This window comes from Caballeronia sp. GAFFF2 (assembly GCF_023631485.1).
In the GTDB taxonomy this organism is placed as follows: domain Bacteria; phylum Pseudomonadota; class Gammaproteobacteria; order Burkholderiales; family Burkholderiaceae; genus Caballeronia.
The window spans coordinates 1-16,967 of sequence record NZ_JALQDA010000037.1 but is presented as its reverse complement, the minus strand read 5'-3'; the positions used below and the strand labels follow the sequence as shown (position 1 = coordinate 16,967).

The 16,967-nt window shown below is 62.3% G+C and carries 16 protein-coding genes and 1 pseudogene; 9 read left to right on the top strand and 8 right to left on the bottom strand.

Going from position 1 to position 16,967, the window contains the following annotated elements:
* Positions 1 to 23 precede the first annotated feature (23 nt).
* Positions 24 to 908, top strand: coding sequence for a LysR family transcriptional regulator (locus NCT04_RS30050; protein ID WP_250469544.1), 885 nt, complete (start codon positions 24 to 26; stop codon positions 906 to 908).
* Positions 909 to 958: 50 nt separating this feature from the next.
* Here NCT04_RS30050 and NCT04_RS30045 read toward each other — a convergent pair whose 3' ends face one another.
* Complete coding sequence (locus tag NCT04_RS30045; RefSeq protein WP_244831949.1) at positions 959 to 1,132, bottom strand: Flp family type IVb pilin; 174 nt, start codon at positions 1,130 to 1,132, stop codon at positions 959 to 961.
* Positions 1,133 to 1,795: 663 nt separating this feature from the next.
* Here NCT04_RS30045 and NCT04_RS30040 point away from each other — a divergent pair.
* Both NCT04_RS30040 and NCT04_RS30035 read left to right on the top strand, forming a co-directional pair.
* Positions 1,796 to 2,581, top strand: a complete 786-nt coding sequence (locus NCT04_RS30040; protein ID WP_250469543.1) for an SDR family oxidoreductase — start codon at positions 1,796 to 1,798, stop codon at positions 2,579 to 2,581.
* 85 nt (positions 2,582 to 2,666) lie between these two features.
* Complete coding sequence (locus NCT04_RS30035; protein WP_250469542.1) at positions 2,667 to 4,001, top strand: MFS transporter; 1,335 nt, start codon at positions 2,667 to 2,669, stop codon at positions 3,999 to 4,001.
* A gap of 109 nt (positions 4,002 to 4,110) precedes the next feature.
* Here NCT04_RS30035 and NCT04_RS30030 read toward each other — a convergent pair.
* Positions 4,111 to 4,305: pseudogene (locus tag NCT04_RS30030) on the bottom strand (LysR family transcriptional regulator); the annotation flags it as partial.
* Positions 4,306 to 4,599: 294 nt separating this feature from the next.
* On the opposite strand from NCT04_RS30030, the gene NCT04_RS30025 reads away from it, so the two are divergent.
* The 6 genes from NCT04_RS30025 to NCT04_RS30000 all read left to right on the top strand — a co-directional run bounded on the left by NCT04_RS30025 (position 4,600) and on the right by NCT04_RS30000 (position 11,856).
* On the top strand, positions 4,600 to 5,361 hold the full coding sequence (locus tag NCT04_RS30025) for an enoyl-CoA hydratase/isomerase family protein (RefSeq protein ID WP_250469541.1): 762 nt from the start codon (positions 4,600 to 4,602) through the stop codon (positions 5,359 to 5,361).
* A gap of 54 nt (positions 5,362 to 5,415) precedes the next feature.
* Entirely contained in the window at positions 5,416 to 6,477 is a 1,062-nt protein-coding gene (locus tag NCT04_RS30020; RefSeq protein ID WP_250469540.1) for an ABC transporter substrate-binding protein, read from the top strand.
* A 10-nt stretch (positions 6,478 to 6,487) separates the two neighbouring features.
* On the top strand, positions 6,488 to 7,549 hold the full coding sequence (locus NCT04_RS30015) for an ABC transporter ATP-binding protein (protein WP_250469539.1): 1,062 nt from the start codon (positions 6,488 to 6,490) through the stop codon (positions 7,547 to 7,549).
* A 10-nt stretch (positions 7,550 to 7,559) separates the two neighbouring features.
* Complete coding sequence (locus NCT04_RS30010) at positions 7,560 to 9,341, top strand: ABC transporter permease subunit (RefSeq protein ID WP_250469538.1); 1,782 nt, start codon at positions 7,560 to 7,562, stop codon at positions 9,339 to 9,341.
* A 57-nt stretch (positions 9,342 to 9,398) separates the two neighbouring features.
* Positions 9,399 to 10,940, top strand: coding sequence for an AMP-binding protein (locus tag NCT04_RS30005; protein ID WP_250469537.1), 1,542 nt, complete (start codon positions 9,399 to 9,401; stop codon positions 10,938 to 10,940).
* Positions 10,941 to 11,013: 73 nt separating this feature from the next.
* Positions 11,014 to 11,856 (top strand): IclR family transcriptional regulator, encoded by an 843-nt coding sequence (locus NCT04_RS30000; protein ID WP_250469536.1) that lies wholly within the window; start codon positions 11,014 to 11,016, stop codon positions 11,854 to 11,856.
* A gap of 86 nt (positions 11,857 to 11,942) precedes the next feature.
* Here the strand turns inward: NCT04_RS30000 and NCT04_RS29995 are convergent, their stop codons facing one another.
* From NCT04_RS29995 to NCT04_RS29970, 6 genes are all read right to left on the bottom strand, one after another.
* A complete protein-coding gene (locus NCT04_RS29995; RefSeq protein ID WP_250469535.1) occupies positions 11,943 to 13,343 on the bottom strand; it encodes a formimidoylglutamate deiminase in 1,401 nt (466 codons plus the stop codon).
* Positions 13,344 to 13,379: 36 nt separating this feature from the next.
* Complete coding sequence (locus tag NCT04_RS29990; protein ID WP_244831437.1) at positions 13,380 to 14,144, bottom strand: amino acid ABC transporter ATP-binding protein; 765 nt, start codon at positions 14,142 to 14,144, stop codon at positions 13,380 to 13,382.
* Positions 14,141 to 14,809, bottom strand: a complete 669-nt coding sequence (locus NCT04_RS29985; RefSeq protein ID WP_250469534.1) for an amino acid ABC transporter permease — start codon at positions 14,807 to 14,809, stop codon at positions 14,141 to 14,143. Before NCT04_RS29985 ends, NCT04_RS29990 begins: the two co-directional genes overlap by 4 nt.
* A gap of 17 nt (positions 14,810 to 14,826) precedes the next feature.
* On the bottom strand, positions 14,827 to 15,600 hold the full coding sequence (locus tag NCT04_RS29980; protein WP_250469533.1) for a transporter substrate-binding domain-containing protein: 774 nt from the start codon (positions 15,598 to 15,600) through the stop codon (positions 14,827 to 14,829).
* A 40-nt stretch (positions 15,601 to 15,640) separates the two neighbouring features.
* On the bottom strand, positions 15,641 to 16,390 hold the full coding sequence (locus NCT04_RS29975) for an IclR family transcriptional regulator (RefSeq protein ID WP_250469532.1): 750 nt from the start codon (positions 16,388 to 16,390) through the stop codon (positions 15,641 to 15,643).
* A 169-nt stretch (positions 16,391 to 16,559) separates the two neighbouring features.
* On the bottom strand, positions 16,560 to 16,967 hold a 408-nt coding region (locus tag NCT04_RS29970; protein WP_250469531.1), incomplete at its 5' end, for an electron transfer flavoprotein subunit alpha/FixB family protein.

Genomic DNA, 16,967 nt, shown 5'->3' with positions numbered 1-16,967 from the left:
CTTTTCTGAATTTGGACGCCAATATGCGAGAGATCAGCCTTGACCGTTTGCGCACTCTCATCGCGGTTGCCGAGCGGGGCTCATTTGCCGATGCAGCGCGCGCTCTGCATCTGGCGCCTCCGACGGTCAGTTTGCATGTCGCTGAACTCGAAGACCGCATTGGGGCGCCGCTTTTGTCACGCAAGCGCGGGCAGGTCAGGCCATCGGCAATAGGAGAGTTGCTGGTGGAACGCGCGCGTCGGCTGCTGGCCGATGCGGAGCAGGCGTTGGACGATATCGAACGCCAGGTGCAGGGACTGGAAGGGCGGGTGCGGCTCGGTGCATCGACTGGTGTGATCGCGCACTTGTTGCCGCAAGCGCTCGACGTGTTGCGCCAGCACAATCCCGCAATCGATATTCAGCTTGCGGTGCTCACGTCGCATGAAACGCTGTCCCAATTGGCGGATGGGAGACTGGATGTCGGGCTGGTCGCGCTGCCTCAACTCTCCGTGGCCGGACTCGTGATAAAGCCTTGGCGCCGCGACCCGGTGATGGCGTTCGTGCCCGCGCATTGGCGTTGTCCCGCCCGTGTCACGCCTGATTGGCTGGCCGCTCGGCCTCTCATATTGAATGATGCGACTACGCGTCTCTCGCGTCTGACAGCGGAGTGGTTTGCGACGGCGGGTCATCATCCGACGCCGCGCATTCAGCTGAACTACAACGACGCGATCAAGAGTCTCGTGGCGGCAGGTTACGGCGCGGCGCTTCTGCCGCATGAGGCGACGACGCCATCGCCCGACGGACGCGTCGTCATGCGTCCGCTGCGCCCGGCGTTGTGGCGTCGGCTAGGCATTGCACACCGTGTGGGGCACGTTGAGCGCACCACTCGACAGGTACTCGATGTCTTGTGGGATCTACGACTAGCCTAGCGTTGCCGGGTCGAGGCTCACGAAACTCCCGAAGAGAACGCCGCCCACGCTTAGTGGATCGTAGAGAGCTTGGTCGTGATGGCGGAAAAGGTGGTCGACAGTTGAGTGGCGACGCCGCTGACGGACGTCATGATGCCGAGCGCAAGTACGCCGGCGATCAGGCCATATTCAATCGCGGTAATGCCGCGCGTATCCTTGAGATAGCGCTTGAAGAAGTGCGTCATGATTTGATCCTCGGGTTCAACGTTGTGGTGTCTTTGCCCGGTGTACCGATTGGTCGTCTGCATCGGTAGTCGTCTCTCTCAGTTGACGAATCCGAAGGTTTTGAATGCGCAGAAGCTTCATCGTGTACCCGGGCCTACGGTTCAGGCTCTGGGTATGAAGCGTCGCTTGAGCGCACAGTGCCTGATGCGATGCTCCATGTATCCAATAACGGCTCCCGGCGATAGAACATGAATGAGCGAGAGGGGATTTGTTCCGCCGTGGCGTCGGGGGCGCACTTTTTTACCGAAACCGCGGTTGCGCAAGCTGGCTCGTAATCGATATGCGAGCCGCCGAACCATTCTTTTCGAACCGATACGGTCGTACTACGCACATTCCCTTATGCGCAAGGGCGATTGTGACGAAGCAGGGAAGTTCTCGATTCGGAATACTGGGTGGTTGCCGCCTCGGGAACGCAGACGGGGACTGGCTCTCGCGCCGAATGGGCCGTCATCTGCAGTGTGAATCGACAGCGCCCGGTATAACGCAAAGTCATACCGCTATCAAAAAGTCTCAGTACCCGGCCTGTAAAGTTTTCGCTAGATTCACTGCAAAGTCATAAGTGCCTATCCATGCCGGATCAACCGCTCCGGGCCAACCGCAGACGAGAACAAACAGAAGCCGTCATGACTCGACACGACACAGAGAAGACATTGCGCGTAGCCATCGTCACAGGAGCAGGCAGCGGTATTGGTCGGGCAACGGTGCACGCGCTCGCGAACGATGGCTGGTGTGTCGCGCTCGCCGGACGTCGGCAAGAGGCGCTCGACGCAGTCATTCGAGACTACGAGCAACACGTTCCCGAATCCGCCAGCAAGTTGATGGCCATTGCCACCGATGTCACCGACTCGGCATCGGTACAACGTCTCTTCGACACGGTGCAGGAACGCTACGGTTGCCTCGATCTGCTTTTCAACAACGCGGGAGTGGGCGTGGAAGGCGTGTCGGTCGAGGATCTTTCGATAGAGCGCTTTCGCACGATGCTCGATATCAATGTGATCGGCACGCTTTTGTGCACGCAAGCCGCCTTTCGCCGGATGCGTGCAAATAACCCGCCGGGCGGCCGGATCATCAACAACGGCTCCTTGTCGGCACATACGCCGCGTCTTCATTCCGCGGATTACACGGCAAGCAAGCACGCAGTCAGTGGCTTGACGAAGGCCTGCGCGCTGGACGGGCGCAAGTACGACATCGCGGTCTGTCAGATCGATTTCGGCAACGTTCTGACAGAGATGGCCGCGGGAATGGCCGGTGGCGTTCTTCAGGCAAACGGCGAGCGAGCGCCGGAGCCGACGATGGACTTGGCGCATGCGGCGCAATCCGTCGCTTACATGGCAAGCATGCCGCCCGGCGCGAACGTGCAGTTCATGACGGTGATGGCAACCAAGATGCCGTTCATAGGACGCGGCTAGACAATCGGGCGAGCGCAGCGTGTACTGGTTGATTGGAAACTGGTGCCCCGCAATTAGAAGACAAAACAAATCGATGGAGACAGGTATGCTCGAAACGCTGACCGAAATACCGGAGATGGATACCGCTGCCGAGGCGCACCTCTTCAATAAAGTAACCCGACGTATCGTTCCCTTGATCCTCGCCTGCTTCGTGGTTGCGTACCTCGATCGCGTGAACATCAGTTTCGCCAAGCTGCAAATGCAGGCTCAACTCGGCTTCAGCGACGCCGCGTACGGCTTTGGCGCAAGCGTGTTCTTCGTCGGTTATTTGCTGTTCGAGATTCCAAGTAACGCGATCATGGTGCGCACCGGTGCGCGACGCTGGATCGCGCGCATCATGATTTCGTGGGGCATCGCGTCGGCGGCAATGATGTTCGTGCGCGACGAAACCTGGTTCTATATCCTGCGGTTTCTCCTCGGCGCACTCGAAGCCGGGTTCGTGCCAGGCGTGCTCTACTTCTACACGCAGTGGTTTCCCGCCGAACGGCGCGGTCGCGTGAACTCGTATTTTTTCGGGGTGATTGCACTGTGCGGAATCATCGGTGGCCCGATTTCCGGCGGCATCCTGAAGTTCTTCGATGGCTTGAATGGCATGCCCGGCTGGCAGTGGCTGTTTTTGCTCGAAGGTTTGCCGTCGGTTCTGCTCGGCATCGTGGTGCTGATCGTGCTCGATGACCGGATGGAAGACGCCAAGTGGCTGACGCCTTCGGAGAAGACGCTTCTTGCCTCGATCCTCTCGCGCGACCGCAAGGTCGACAGCACGCATTCGTTCCTCGTTGCGCTGCGCTGGCCTGTGATCTATCTGTTCTCACTGATCTATTTCGGGCTGTGCATGGGGATCTACGGCTTCCTCTTCTGGATGCCGCAACTGGTGAAGAGCGCGGGCACAAGCGACCCGCTCATCATCGGTCTGATCACGATGATTCCCTATCTCGCGGCAATGGCTGGCACGGTGCTCATCAGTCATAGTTCGGACCGTACCGGTGAACGTCGCTGGCATCTGGCCGGCTGCGCGATCGCGGCGGCACTCGGTTATCTGATCAGCGCCACATGGCCCGGCCATACGGTGTTGCTCGTGCTCGGCCTCAGCATCTCCGCTACGGGTGTCATCGCTTCGTTCGGCATTTTCTGGATGTTCCCGGCCAGAATGCTGACGGGTGCCGCGGCGGCAGCCGGGCTTGCGTTGATCAACTCGCTTGGACAGTTCGGCGGCATCGTTGCGCCTTATATGGTCGGCAAGGTCAAGGACCTGCTGGGGAGCCCGTCGATGGGACTCTATGCAATCGCCGTGGTGTGCGCGATTACGGCTGTGCTCATCGCGTGGGGATTGCCCCGGAAGATTCGGTTCCGCGATGTCGTCGTGGCGCGAGGACGGACCTAAAAATACAGCGCGAGGCGTGGGAACCTGGAAAGTGGTCCACGCCTCGTTCCCACGCGAGCCGCTCACTGCGTCAAGCGATCCATCCATCATCTAGTCGCCAGCATCCCGAGTCGTATTGGCGACTGCTCCGGTGCGCGTGCAAATAAAAGCGCTGACCGGCTTCCGCCGGCGCGAGCCCTCGTGTCGAACGCAGCGGCAGACGCGCGCCTAGACGTTCCGCCATTTGCGCAACCGTCTTGGCTACGGCCGGCTGCTCCAACTTCTTCTGGCGCGCGGCGCCGGAGAAGGAACCCGCGTCGAAAACCCCCTAAAAACATCTAAGTCGCTGCGGCCTATGTCGGTCGCGGATATCGCCTGCGACACCGTGCGCGGTCAGTACGCGGCGGGCGCGGTTCATCGCCGCCATGCGGGCCATGCGCATTCTGCGGGCAGAGCGGTTAGCGAGAACGCCGTGTTGCGATGCGTTGACCGACGGCTCAACGCCTAAGTGCAAGCGTCTCTCGGCAACCGGCCGCAGTCTATCTCGTAAACCCGCTTGCATCGTAATTTTGATCGGCCTATATTGCCATTCACCATCAACTATTGCGATGCGATAATTATGAGTGAAGACGTCCTGTTTTCCAGTCATGGCCGCGTGGCGGTCATTACGCTGAATCGTCCCGAGCGCCTCAACGCGTGGACCACGCCGATGCGTAACAAGATCATCGACGCGCTCGATCGCTACAACGACGACGATCAGGTCGCCGCGATCATCATGACCGGCGCCGGCAACCGCGCATTTTCGGCGGGGCAGGATCTGTCGGAAGCGCACGACTTCGACGGCGAGCGCGCCGTGGAATGGGTCAAGGAATGGCAGCGCTATTACGCCGCGCTGCGCGGCCTTCAGAAGCCGCTCGTCATGGCGCTCAACGGCACGGCCGCCGGCTCGGCATTTCAGGTCGCGCTGCTCGGCGACATTCGCGTCGGTCATCCGGGCGTGCGCATGGGTCAGCCGGAAATCAACGCGGGTATCGCCAGCACGACGGGTCCGTGGATCATGAACTCGATGCTCGGCATGTCGCGAACCATCGAACTCACGCTCACCGGTCGCCTGATGGACGCGGAGGAGTGTCACCGCATCGGTCTCATGCATCACCTCGTGCCGGAAGAAAAGGTGTTCGAGAAGGCGCTCGAAATCGCCACCGAACTCGCGGACAAGCCACCGGTCGCCATGCGTCTGGACAAGCAGCGTTTTCGCGAGATGACGGAGCCGGGTTTCGTCGATTGCATCGAAGCGGGCATGCGCATTCAGCGCGAAGCGTACGACTCCGGGGAGCCGGCTCGCATGATGGAAGCGTTCTTCAAAAAGCGCGCCAAATAAATCGGGCTGAAGCCGAGCCGTTCCTTTTCAATCCCTGTGCGGGAGACCTGAAACATGACGCAAGACTTCAATCCGACGCGACGCCGCGCCCTGCAAGGCGCGCTTGCGCTAGCCGTAACTGGCGCAATGCCGCTTGCAGCACGCGCGCAGAGTAAGCAGATCGTGGTGTCGGACCCGGGCGGCCCGTACACGACGGCGTATCGCGAGGCCTTCTACGATCCGTTCGAGAAAGCCACCGGCATCAAGGTGGTGAGCGTCGCGCGCGAATCGCAACCGGTGGCGCAGTTCGCCGCGATGGTGCAAACCAAGAACTACGTGTGGGACGTAACCACGCTCACGTTGTCCGCCGACATTCCATATCTCGAGTCGAAAGGTCTGCTCGAACCGATCGGGCTGAAGGCGAGCGACTTCCCGGACATCATGCCCGAGGCGATCACGCCGAACTGGCTTGGTGTGGACGTGTATTCGACGGTGCTTGCCTATCGCGCCGACAAGTTCAAGGACAACGGCCCGAAGTCGTGGGCGGATTTCTGGGACGTGAAGAAATTTCCCGGCCGCCGCTGCCTGCGGCGCAGTCCGCTCGACACGCTGGAGCAGGCGCTGCTGGCCGACGGCGTGCCGCTCGACAAGCTCTATCCGCTTGACGTTGATCGCGCCTTCAAGAGTCTCGACAAGATCAAGCCGCATATCGCCATCTGGTGGACCTCGGGCGCGCAGGCCATGCAGGCGATCCAGAGCGGCGACGTCGACATGATCTCGACCTGGAATGGCCGCGCGCAAGCCGCGAAGGATTCGGGCGCGCCGGTCAACATCGTGTGGAATCAGGGCCTGTATTCCATCGAGGGCTGGGGCATTCCGAAGGGCACGCCGCGCGCCGATGCAGCCAGGCAATTTGTGCGCTTTTGCGCCGATGCGAAGCGCCAGGCCGCGCTCACCCGCACGCTGGCTTACGGACCGACCAACAAGAAGTCGTTCGAGACCATCGACAAGGAGCGTGCCGCGCTGTTGCCGACGGCGCCGGAAAACATCAAGGACATGAAGCTGCCGAGTCCGCAATGGTGGGAAGAGAATCGCCAGAAGGTCACCGAGCGGTTCAATTCGTGGATCATTTCGTAAGGAGCGGAAGATGAGCTCGAAACTCGAGGCAATCGCCATCGCGAAGCGTTATGGCGACGCCATCGCGCTGGAAGCGACGGACCTCGCCGTGCAGGCGGGCGAGTTCCTGACGCTGCTCGGTCCCTCGGGTTCGGGCAAGACCACGTTGTTGCAGATGATCTCCGGGCTCGTTGCGCCGAGCGCGGGGCGTATCGAGATAGATGGCCGCGACGTGACGCATGTCGAGCCGGGCAAGCGCGGCATCGGCATGGTGTTTCAGAGCTATGCGCTCTTTCCGCACATGAGCGTGTGGGACAACGTCGCATACGGTCTGCGCATGCGGCGCAAGTCGCGCGAGGACGTGCGCGCCGCCGTGGACGACGCGCTCGCCATGGTGCGCATGACCGAATACGCCAAGCGCTTTCCGAAGGAGCTGTCGGGCGGTCAGCAGCAGCGTATCGCGCTGGCGCGATGCTTTGCGTATCGTCCGTCGGTGATCTTGCTGGACGAGCCGCTCGGCGCGCTGGACAAGAAGCTGCGCGAGCATATGCAGTCGGAAATCCGCCGTCTGCACAAAGAGCTTGGCGCGACCTTCGTCTACGTCACCCACGATCAGGACGAAGCGCTCACGCTTTCGGACCGCATCTGCCTCATGAATCAGGCGCGCATCGAACAGGTAGGCACGCCCGCCGATCTCTACGACCGCCCGGCGACGCGATTCGCGGCGGGCTTCATCGGTCACTCGAATCTGCTGGAAGGCGCGCTCGACGACACGCGCGGCAAGGGCGGCGAGCCCATTCTGCTTGCCGCCGGCGGACGCATTCCCTTGCCGATGAACGCGCAAGTCGCACCGTCGACGCGCCACACGCTGTTGCTGCGTCCCGAGGCGCCGCGCCTCGTGGAACCGAAGAGCGGCTTCATCGACGGCACCATCGCCGATGTCGTTTTCTTCGGCAGCGATACGCGCGTGCAACTCGCCATGAACGACGGCAGCGAGATCACGGTGCGCTGCGAGCGCAGCCTGTCGCCACGCATCGGTGAAAGGGTGGGCCTCGTGTGGGACCCGTATCGCACCACGTTGCTGCACGCCTGAGGACGCGCATATGACCATCGCACTTCACGCGCAACGCGAGAACGAAGGCTCGCGGCGCGGCCGGTCCGTGTGGACCGCGCGCACGTTGCGCATCTTGCCTATCGTGCCGACCTTGTTGTTCCTGCTGGTGTTCTTCATCGTGCCGGTCGGCGAGATTCTGCAAGGCGGACTCGTCGGCGCAGACGGGCAATACGGTTTCTCGCAGTTCGAACGCATCGCGCGCACGCCGGTTTATGCCAAGGTTTTGTGGATTACGTTCGGCATCTCGTTCATGACGGCGGCGTTGTCCATTCTGCTCGGCTATCCGGTTGCGTACATGTTGAGCCGTCTGTCGGAACGCGTGCGCGAACGCTGGCTGTTGTGGATCATGCTGCCGTTCTGGACCAGCTACCTTGTCAAAACCTATGCGTGGATGCTGCTGCTCTCCAAGACCGGCGTGCTGTCGACCATCGCGCTGTCGCTCGGTCTCGTGCGGGAAACGAGCGGTACGATTCCATCGCTGACCGGCGTCCTGATCGGCATGGTGCATTCCATGATGCCGCTCGCCGTGATGACCATGCTGCCTGTGATGCGCGGTATCGACGACCGTCTGACACAAGCCGCCGAAACGCTCGGCGCGCAACGCAGCATGAGCTTTTTCACGGTGTTTCTGCCCTTGTCGTCGCCGGGTGTCGCGGCGGCGGGACTGCTCGTGTTCATCTCGAGTCTCGGCTTCTTCATCGTGCCGGCGCTGCTTGGCTCGCCGAAGGAAACGATGATCGCGCAACTCGTGATCTCGTCCGTGCTCGAACTCTTCGACATGCGGTTCGCCGGCGCGCTCTCGACCGTGCTGCTCGTCTGCTCGATCGTGATCTTCTTCGTCTATGACCGCATGGTCGGCCTGACTTCGCTCACGGGCGAAGTCACCGAGCGTTCGCGCGGCTCGCGGGCGCAAGGCATCAAGCTCGCCGTTCTGATGCTGGCCGGCCGCCTCTTCGCGCCGTTTCTCATGCGCCGCAATCCGCATGCGGATACCGCCGCGCGCGCAGCCAGTCCGCTCGGCGTCTACACCTGCGCGATCATGGTGGTGCTGGTCGCGCCGGTGCTGTCGGTGATTCCGTACGCGTTCACGAAGAGCGACTACATCGCGTTCCCGCCGAAGCTTTTCAGCGGCAAGTGGTTCGGCACCTTCATGGATTCGCCCGTGTGGCACAGCGCGATCATCCGATCGTTCGAAGTGGGATTCGGCACCGCGGTGCTGTCGCTGCTGCTCGGCTTCGGCGCGACGCTCGCGATGACGCGCATGCCGCGCCGCGCCAGCAAACCGGTGTTCGCGCTGCTGGTCGCGCCGTTGATCGTGCCGCGTATCGTGGTGGCGGTCGGGCTCCTGTATCTGTTCGGACGCTTCGGGCTGACGGGCACCAACCTCGGCCTCGTGATCGGGCATACGGTGCTCGCTATTCCCTACGTGGTGGTGACGCTTGCAGCCGGCTTCCAGCGCTTCGACTGGCGTCTGGACGATGCCGCGCGGGTCATGGGCGCATCGCCGCTGCGGCGTATCACGTCGATCGTGCTGCCGCTTCTGATGGCGAGCGTGACGGCGGCGTTCCTGTTCGCATTTCTGGTTTCCTTCGACGATCTCACCATTGCGATCTTCGTGAGCGGCGGCATCAACTCGACGCTACCCAAACAGATGTGGGACGACATCCAATTGGCCGTGACGCCCACGCTCGCGGCGGTATCGACCACGCTGATCGTGCTGATCGCGCTGGTGGTGGCGGTGTCGTCGTGGATCAAGCGCCGCGCGCGCTGATTTCGACACCATTCAGCGACACCCAGCCATAAAAGCAGTCCATAACCCGATTCGAACATGCATCGTTATTCAGAATACTTTGGCCACCGGCACGCGAACGACGAACTCGATTGCGCGCCGCTCCTCGCGGCCGGATTGCGCGCCACGCCCGCGCGCACCGTCGTGCATTTCGACGATCATGCAATCTCGTGCGCGGACGCCTCGCGTCATATCGTGCAATTGCAACGCTGGTTCGCGGGTCAGGGGCTCGTGCCGGGCGATCGCGTCGCGGTGATGCTCGGCAACAGTCCCGAACACATTCATCTGATTTACGCACTCGTGTTGAGCGGCCTCGTCTGGGTGCCGGTGAACATCAAGTTGCGCGCGTCGGGCCTCGACTATCTGCTGCAACATGCAGAACCGAAACTCTTCGTCATCGACGGCGAGTTCGACGCGATCACGGCATCGATCGACTGCGGCATGTCCAAACGCACGCGCCTGCCCGCGTTCGATGCGGCGGATACGAACGCCGCGTTCGCCACGCCGGCGATCCCCGTCGACGCGCCGTTGTGCATCATCTATACATCCGGCACGACGGGCGCGCCGAAGGGCGTCGTATTCACGCATCGCATGATGCGCATTGCGAGTGAAGCGGCGTTGCGTGTCGCCGACGTGCGCGAGGGCGACCGCCTGTTCCTGTGGGAGCCGCTGTGCCACATCGGCGGCGCGCAGATGCTGTTGCTGCCGTTCCTCGAACCGGTGACACTGCATGCGGTGCCGCGCTTCTCGGCTTCGCAGTTTTGGCCGCAAGTGGAGCGCGCGGGCGCGACGCAACTGCATTACCTTGGCGGCGTGCTCGATATCCTGATGCAGTTGCCCGAAGCCGCGCAGCCTTCAGCGCATTCGTTGCGCGTGGCGTGGGGCGCGGGTGTGAGCGCGTCTGCGTGGGAGCCGATACAAACGCGCCTCAAGGTGCGTCTGCGCGAGTGCTACGGCATGACGGAGTGTTCTAGCTTCGCTACCGCGAACGTTACCGGCAAGCCGGGGTCCATCGGCCGCGCGCTGCCGTGGCTCGATATCGAATTGCTCGATGAACACGGCCAGCCGGTGCCGCCAGGCGAGGCGGGTGAGATCGTGTTGTCGAGCAAAGTGGAAGGGACCTTTTTGCCAGCGTATCTGAAGAATCCCGAGGCGACGAAATCTGCGCTTCGCAACGGCAAATTGCACACGGGCGATCGCGCGCGCCGCGACGCCGATGGCGATCTGTATTTCGTCGGCCGGCAGACGGACAGCATGCGTGTGCGCGGCGAGAACGTGTCGGCATGGGAGATCGAACGCGTTTTCGCGACGCATCCGGCGGTGCGGTTGAGCGCTGCGATGGGCGTGGCGTCGGCGGTCGGCGAGCAGGACATTCTGCTCAACGTGCAGTTCAAGGACGAGCCGGTGGACTGGGAAACGCTGCACATATGGGCGCGAGAGCGCCTCGCGAGTTTTCAGTTGCCGCGTTATTACCGCGCGGCGCCGGGCTTCGAACTGACGGCGAGCGAACGCATCAAGAAGCATCTGCTGTCGCGCAGCGTGGAAGACGCGTGGGATCGGCTGGCCAGCGTGAAAGCCTAAGGAGTTATCGCATTCAGATAGGGTAATAGGGCTATGCGATAATTTTGCCATCGACGACAAAAGCATACGAGAGATGAGCGACGAGTCCAAAGCCCCGCGAAAACGCAAGAACGCCGCCGCGAAAGGGGCGGGCGAGGCGGTGGACGCAACTGCGTCGTCGCTGTACGTGCAGTCCGTCGAAAAGGCCATGAAGGTGCTCACGGCTTTCGACGGTAGCAAGCGGCAGTTGTCGCTTTCGGAAATCTCGGCCATCACGGGCTTCGACATGAGCGCGACGCAGCGCTTCAGTTTTACGCTGGCGGCGCTCGGCTATCTGTTCAAGGACCCCGACAGCCGCAAGTACGAACTGTCGCCACGGCTGCTGGACTTCACCTATCACTACCTCACGTCGAACGATCTCGTGAGCCGCGCCACGCCGTATCTGCAGCAACTCGGATCGGAGACGGAAGAGGCCACCAATCTCACCGTGCTGGACGACACGGACATCGTTTTCGTGCTGCGCATCGTGAGCCGCAACGTGTTCAACGCGCACGTCATCACCGGCTCGCGCTTGCCGGCTTATTGCACGGCGCCCGGTCTCTCGATCCTCGCCACGCTCGCCGACGGCGAGATCGACGACATTCTCTCGCGTACCAACCTTGTGCCCTATACGGCCTCGACGGTGTATCAGCCGCGCAAGATCAAGGAGCGTATTGCACAGATTCGCAAGCAGGGCTATGCGCACACGGAGGACGAATATTTCGTCAGCGACATCTCCACCGCGGCCGCCATCACCAATGCGCACGGACGAGGCATCGGCGCGGTGAACATTGCGGTGGCGCGTTCGCGCTGGCAGGCCGATCGCGACGAAAAGCGCTTCGCGGATCTCGTCATTTCCACGGCGTCCGCCATTTCCACGCGCAGGCGCATCGAATAGGCCGCAACGGATACGTTCGACGCCGCTTGGAGCGCGACGATCGGCACGCCCTCCAACGACGGGCACAACAGCGATACTGTGTAGATTCAAGCGCCGGCAAAAAGCCGCGCAAGCGCCGCACGATAGTCGCGATAATGCCGCGCTTCATCGCGATGCCGACGCTCACGGATCACGCACTCGCCGCCAACGAACACGTCGCGCACGGGCGATTCACCGTGTTCGCAGAATACGACGGAAGAGAGCCACGTCGCGCTCGTCTGTTCCGCAAGATTCGGATGATCGGCGTCGAGCACAATCCAGTCCGCGCGCGCCCCCGGCATGAGCGCGCCGACTGCGCGGCCGGTCGCGCATGCGCCGCCTTCGAGGGCGTCGCGAAACAGGCGATCGGCAACCTGCGCCGTTTCGTGCGATGCCAGCACGTTACGCTGCCGCCGCGACAGACGCTGGCCATACTCGAGCAGTCGCAGTTCCGCGCGCCAGTCCACGCCGACATGACTATCCGAGCCGATACCGAAAGCGCCGCCTGCGTCGAGGTATTCGTTCGCGGGGAAAATCCCGTCGCCGAGATTCGCTTCGGTGGTGAGGCACAGGCCCGCAATGGCGCCGCTTTTCGCGAGCGCAGCGGTTTCGCTGGCGTCGATATGCGTCGCATGCACGAGGCACCAGCGCGCGTTCACGTCAAAACGATCCAGCAGCCATTGCACGGGCCGCGCGCCCAGCGCGGCAAGCGAAGCATCCACTTCCGCCGTTTGCTCCGCGATGTGGATATGAACCGGCGCGTCAGGCGAGATGTCGTTCAACGCTTCGATGACGACGCGCAGAGACGCCTCCGACACCGCGCGCAGCGAATGCGGCGCGACGCCGTATCGCAGCGCGCCGTGTTCGGGTCGGGCATGACGCAACGCGGCTAGCAGATCGAGATAGCCTTCGGTGGTATTGACGAAGCGCCGCTGATCGTCGCGAGGCGGCTCTTCGCCGAAGCCGCTGAACTGATAGAGCACCGGCAGCATCGTCATGCCGATGCCGGTTTCGCTCGCCGCATCCACCACGCGTTGCGCAAGCTCGGCGGGGTTTGCATGGCGCGTTCCATCCTCCGCGTGATGCACGTAATGGAACTCGCAGACGGACGTGTAACCAGCCTTGAGCATCTCGACATACAGCCAGCGCGCAATGGCGCCGAGCGTCTCGGGCATGATGCGCGCGGCGAAGCGATACATCAGTTCCCGCCAGCTCCAGAAACTGTCGGTCGGGTTCGCGCGATACTCGGTGAGTCCGGCCATCGCGCGCTGGAACGCGTGCGAATGAAGATTCGGCATGCCGGGAATGACCGGTCCGGCGGCGCGCGCGACGCCCGCGGGCGCATCGCGCTTATCGGGTGTGACCGCCACGAGCGTACCTGTGGCGTCCCATTCGAGCAGCACGTCGGTGCGCCAGCCTTCGGGCAAAAGCGCATGCGCCGCAAAGAGTGATTTCGTGCGTGTATTCATGGGCGGACTACTCGGTATCGGGCATCGGTGAAACATTCACGCACGCGACAAAACCGCTTGCAGGAACGAGCGTGTACGAGGCTGGGTGGGTGTCGAAAAGATTTGCGAGGGCGGGCCCGCCTCGACGATCTCGCCGCCATCCATCACGACGACGACATCCGCCACTTCTCTCGCAAAGCCCATCTCATGCGTGACGACGAGCATGGTCATGCCTTCGGCGGCGAGCAGCTTCATCACCTGAAGCACTTCGCCGACGAGTTCGGGATCGAGCGCGGACGTGGGTTCGTCGAAGAGCATGACGCGCGGTTGCATGGCCAGCGCCCGCGCAATGGCGACGCGCTGCTTCTGGCCGCCCGACAAACTCGCGGGCATGGCATGCGCCTTGTGTTCGAGGCCGACTTTCCTGAGCAGGCCGAGCGCGGCCGTTTCGGCATCTGCCTTCGATGCACCGCGCAACATCCGCGGTCCCACGGTAATGTTGTGCAGCACCGAAAGATGCGGGAACAGGTTGAACGACTGAAACACCATGCCCACTTCCGTGCGCAATGCATTCAGCGCGCGCTCCTTGAGCATGGTTCCCTGATCGACGAGACGATGCCCGCAAATGTCGATGGTTCCGCGCTCGGGCTGCTCCAGACCGTTGCAGCAGCGCAGAAACGTGCTCTTGCCGGAGCCGCTTGGCCCGATCACCACGACAACTTGACTCGGCTCTATATCGAAGTCAATACCGTTCAATACGCGATGCGTCCCGAACGACTTGGTGAGATCGCGAATGCTGAGAATGGGTTGGGCGCTGTTCATTGCACCATGCCTCCTGCGCGCAACCGTCGCTCCACGCGATGAAGAATGTAGTTCGTCGTCTGCGTCAGCACGAGATAGACGAGCGCGACGACGAGATACACCTCCAGCGACCGGTACGACACGCTGATGATCTTCTGTGCTTCGTGCATGAGATCGTCGATGGTCAGAAGCGACACCAGCGCCGAGTTCTTGATGAGCGCGATGAACTCGTTGCCGAGCGGCGGAATCATGCGCACGACGGCTTGCGGAAGAATGATCGCGCGCATGGCCTGACCCGCCGACATGCCGATGGAGCGCGCAGCTTCCATCTGTCCACGATCCACCGATTGAATCGCGCCACGCACGACCTCCGACACGTAGGCCGCCGAATACAGGCCGAGCCCGAGCATGCCGCACACGAAGGCAGGCAGCAGGATATTGAACTGCGGCAGGCCGAAGAACAGCAGAAACAGTTGCACGAGCAGGGGCGTGCCGCGAAAGAAGATCAGATATCCGGTGCAGAAGCCGTAGACGATGCGTCGCTGCGGCGAGAGCCGGCCGATGCCGATCAGAAGTCCGAGCAGGCACGAGAGCACGAGCGCGGCGGCGGTCACTTCCACCGTGACGAGCGCGCCATGCGCCAGATCGTCCCAACCGGCGAAGGCTGGCGTGAAGTCGAGTTGCATGGCTCAGGTCCGCCGGCTTACTTCGCGCTTGCCGTCGTGCCGGCGCTCGCGCTGAACCACTTCTTCACGATCGCGTCGTAGGTGCCGTCCGCCTTGATCTTGGCGAGCGCGGCGTTCATCTGATCGCGCAATTGCGGCTCGTCCTTGCGCACCGCGATGCCATATGCCTCGGTCGTCAGCTCCTTGTCCAGCACGCGAAAGCCGGGGCGCGTGCGCGCGAACTGGAATGCGGCGGGCTTGCCCGTCACGGCGGCATCCGCGCGGCCGATGCCGACCAGATCGAACATCTCCTGATTCTTTTCCACTTCCACGCGCTGCACTTGCGGATAGTTGTCGCGCAGGAAGTTGACCGATTTCGTGCCGACCTGCACCGTCACTTTCTTGCCGTTGAGATCGGCGAGCGTCTTGATCGACGAATCCGCCTTGACCAGTGCGGACAGGCCGCCCGCGAAGTACGACTGGGTGAAGTCGATCACCTGGGCGCGTTCCGGCGTGATGTAGATGCCGGAGATGGCTGCATCGAAACGATGGGCGACGAGGCCCGGAACCAGTCCCTTGAAGTCGATATCGGTCCACTGGATCTGCTTGCCCATGCTCTTGGCGAGCGCGTTCATGATGTCGATATCGAAGCCGGTGCGCTGACCCTTGTCGACGAACTCCATCGGCGGGAAGGTAGCGTCCGTGGCGACGTTCAAAACGTTCGAGTCTTGCGCGGCCGCGGCGCCAGGCAGCGCGGCAATCATCATGGCGATACCGAAACTCGCGGCGGAAAGCAGGTTCTTGATTTTCATGGCGTGGCTCCAGGGGTGTGGTCTGTCGTTGAATGGCGGTTCAGGCGGCCTGCAGCCGCGCGGATATGGCATTGGCGGCGCGCACGGTCCAGTCCGCGAGTTGCTGCTCCCGGCCTGCCGCGCGCGAGGAGGGCGCCATCAGCGTGATCGATGCGCTCGCGCCCGCGCTGCGCGACGCGCGCCGGAACACGGGCGCGCTTACGCCCCATACGCCGGGATCGACTTCGCTTTCGCTCACCGCGAAGCCGCGCGAGCGAATGCGCTCCAGTTCGGTTTCGAGGGTGGCGCGGGTGGCATCGTCGTTGGCGAACAGACGTTCCAGCGTCTCGGCGCGCAGTTTGTCGGCCATGAAGGCGAGCAGCGACTTGGCGGATGCGCCCGAGCGCAACGGCACCGAGCGTCCCTTTTCGAAAGAACAGCGCAACGACTGCGTGCTCTCGATCATTTCGAGGCAGATCACCTGATCGTTCACGGCGACGATCAGGCCGACGCTTTCCTGCGTGGCGTTCGCGAGCTTCAGCATGCCTTCGCGGCTCGCTTCGACCAGCAGCGAATTGACGTCGAAGCCGAGCGCGAGTTGAAGACTGATCGGGCCGGGCGCGTAAAAACCGGCGTCCTCGGTGACGAAGCCCCAGCGTTTGAGCAACGCCACTTGCCGATAAAGCGTGCTCTGCGCGAGACCGGTGGCGGCGAGTATGTCCTTCGCGGACATGGCCTTGCCGTGGCTGGCGAGCGCGGTCAGCACGAGCAGCAGGCGCTCGGCACCGGTGACGTTAGATTCCCGTTTCACTGTGATGTCCAGCCGGAAAGGCGATGTCGATGAGCGCAGAATGCCACATCGCTCCCGGCGGACAAAAATGGAATTCCCAGCGATTGGGAATGAAGGTGAGGTTTTTAGTCGAACGTTAGGGGGTCATGCGCGCGAGGCGCGGCAAGGTTTGCCCGATACGCCTCCTGGGTCAGCGCATGTCGATCGATTCAGTCAGTTCCGGCACGAGCGAAAACAGGTCGCCGACGACGCCGTAATCCGCGACGCTGAAAATAGGCGCTTCCGGATCTTTGTTGATGGCGACGATGACCTTACTGTCTTTCATCCCGGCCAGATGCTGAATGGCGCCCGAAATACCAACGGCCACGTACAACTGCGGAGCGACGATCTTGCCTGTCTGACCCACTTGATAGTCGTTCGGCACGTAACCGGCATCGACCGCCGCGCGCGATGCGCCCATTGCGGCGCCAAGCTTGTCGGCCAACGGTTCGAGCACCTTCGTGTAGTTCTCGCCGCTGCCAAGACCACGTCCACCCGACACGATGATCGAAGCCGAAGTCAGTTCCGGCCGATCCAGCTTCGTCACTTCGCGGCTGAC

What these genes read in the sequence shown, in the direction of transcription:
- NCT04_RS30050 (WP_250469544.1), top strand. Translation starts at nt 24, where the DNA reads ATGCGAGAGATCAGCCTTGACCGTTTGCGCACTCTCATCGCGGTTGCC.
- NCT04_RS30045 (WP_244831949.1), bottom strand. Translation starts at nt 1,132, where the DNA reads ATGACGCACTTCTTCAAGCGCTATCTCAAGGATACGCGCGGCATTACC.
- NCT04_RS30040 (WP_250469543.1), top strand. Translation starts at nt 1,796, where the DNA reads ATGACTCGACACGACACAGAGAAGACATTGCGCGTAGCCATCGTCACA.
- NCT04_RS30035 (WP_250469542.1), top strand. Translation starts at nt 2,667, where the DNA reads ATGCTCGAAACGCTGACCGAAATACCGGAGATGGATACCGCTGCCGAG.
- NCT04_RS30025 (WP_250469541.1), top strand. Translation starts at nt 4,600, where the DNA reads ATGAGTGAAGACGTCCTGTTTTCCAGTCATGGCCGCGTGGCGGTCATT.
- NCT04_RS30020 (WP_250469540.1), top strand. Translation starts at nt 5,416, where the DNA reads ATGACGCAAGACTTCAATCCGACGCGACGCCGCGCCCTGCAAGGCGCG.
- NCT04_RS30015 (WP_250469539.1), top strand. Translation starts at nt 6,488, where the DNA reads ATGAGCTCGAAACTCGAGGCAATCGCCATCGCGAAGCGTTATGGCGAC.
- NCT04_RS30010 (WP_250469538.1), top strand. Translation starts at nt 7,560, where the DNA reads ATGACCATCGCACTTCACGCGCAACGCGAGAACGAAGGCTCGCGGCGC.
- NCT04_RS30005 (WP_250469537.1), top strand. Translation starts at nt 9,399, where the DNA reads ATGCATCGTTATTCAGAATACTTTGGCCACCGGCACGCGAACGACGAA.
- NCT04_RS30000 (WP_250469536.1), top strand. Translation starts at nt 11,014, where the DNA reads ATGAGCGACGAGTCCAAAGCCCCGCGAAAACGCAAGAACGCCGCCGCG.
- NCT04_RS29995 (WP_250469535.1), bottom strand. Translation starts at nt 13,343, where the DNA reads ATGAATACACGCACGAAATCACTCTTTGCGGCGCATGCGCTTTTGCCC.
- NCT04_RS29990 (WP_244831437.1), bottom strand. Translation starts at nt 14,144, where the DNA reads ATGAACAGCGCCCAACCCATTCTCAGCATTCGCGATCTCACCAAGTCG.
- NCT04_RS29985 (WP_250469534.1), bottom strand. Translation starts at nt 14,809, where the DNA reads ATGCAACTCGACTTCACGCCAGCCTTCGCCGGTTGGGACGATCTGGCG.
- NCT04_RS29980 (WP_250469533.1), bottom strand. Translation starts at nt 15,600, where the DNA reads ATGAAAATCAAGAACCTGCTTTCCGCCGCGAGTTTCGGTATCGCCATG.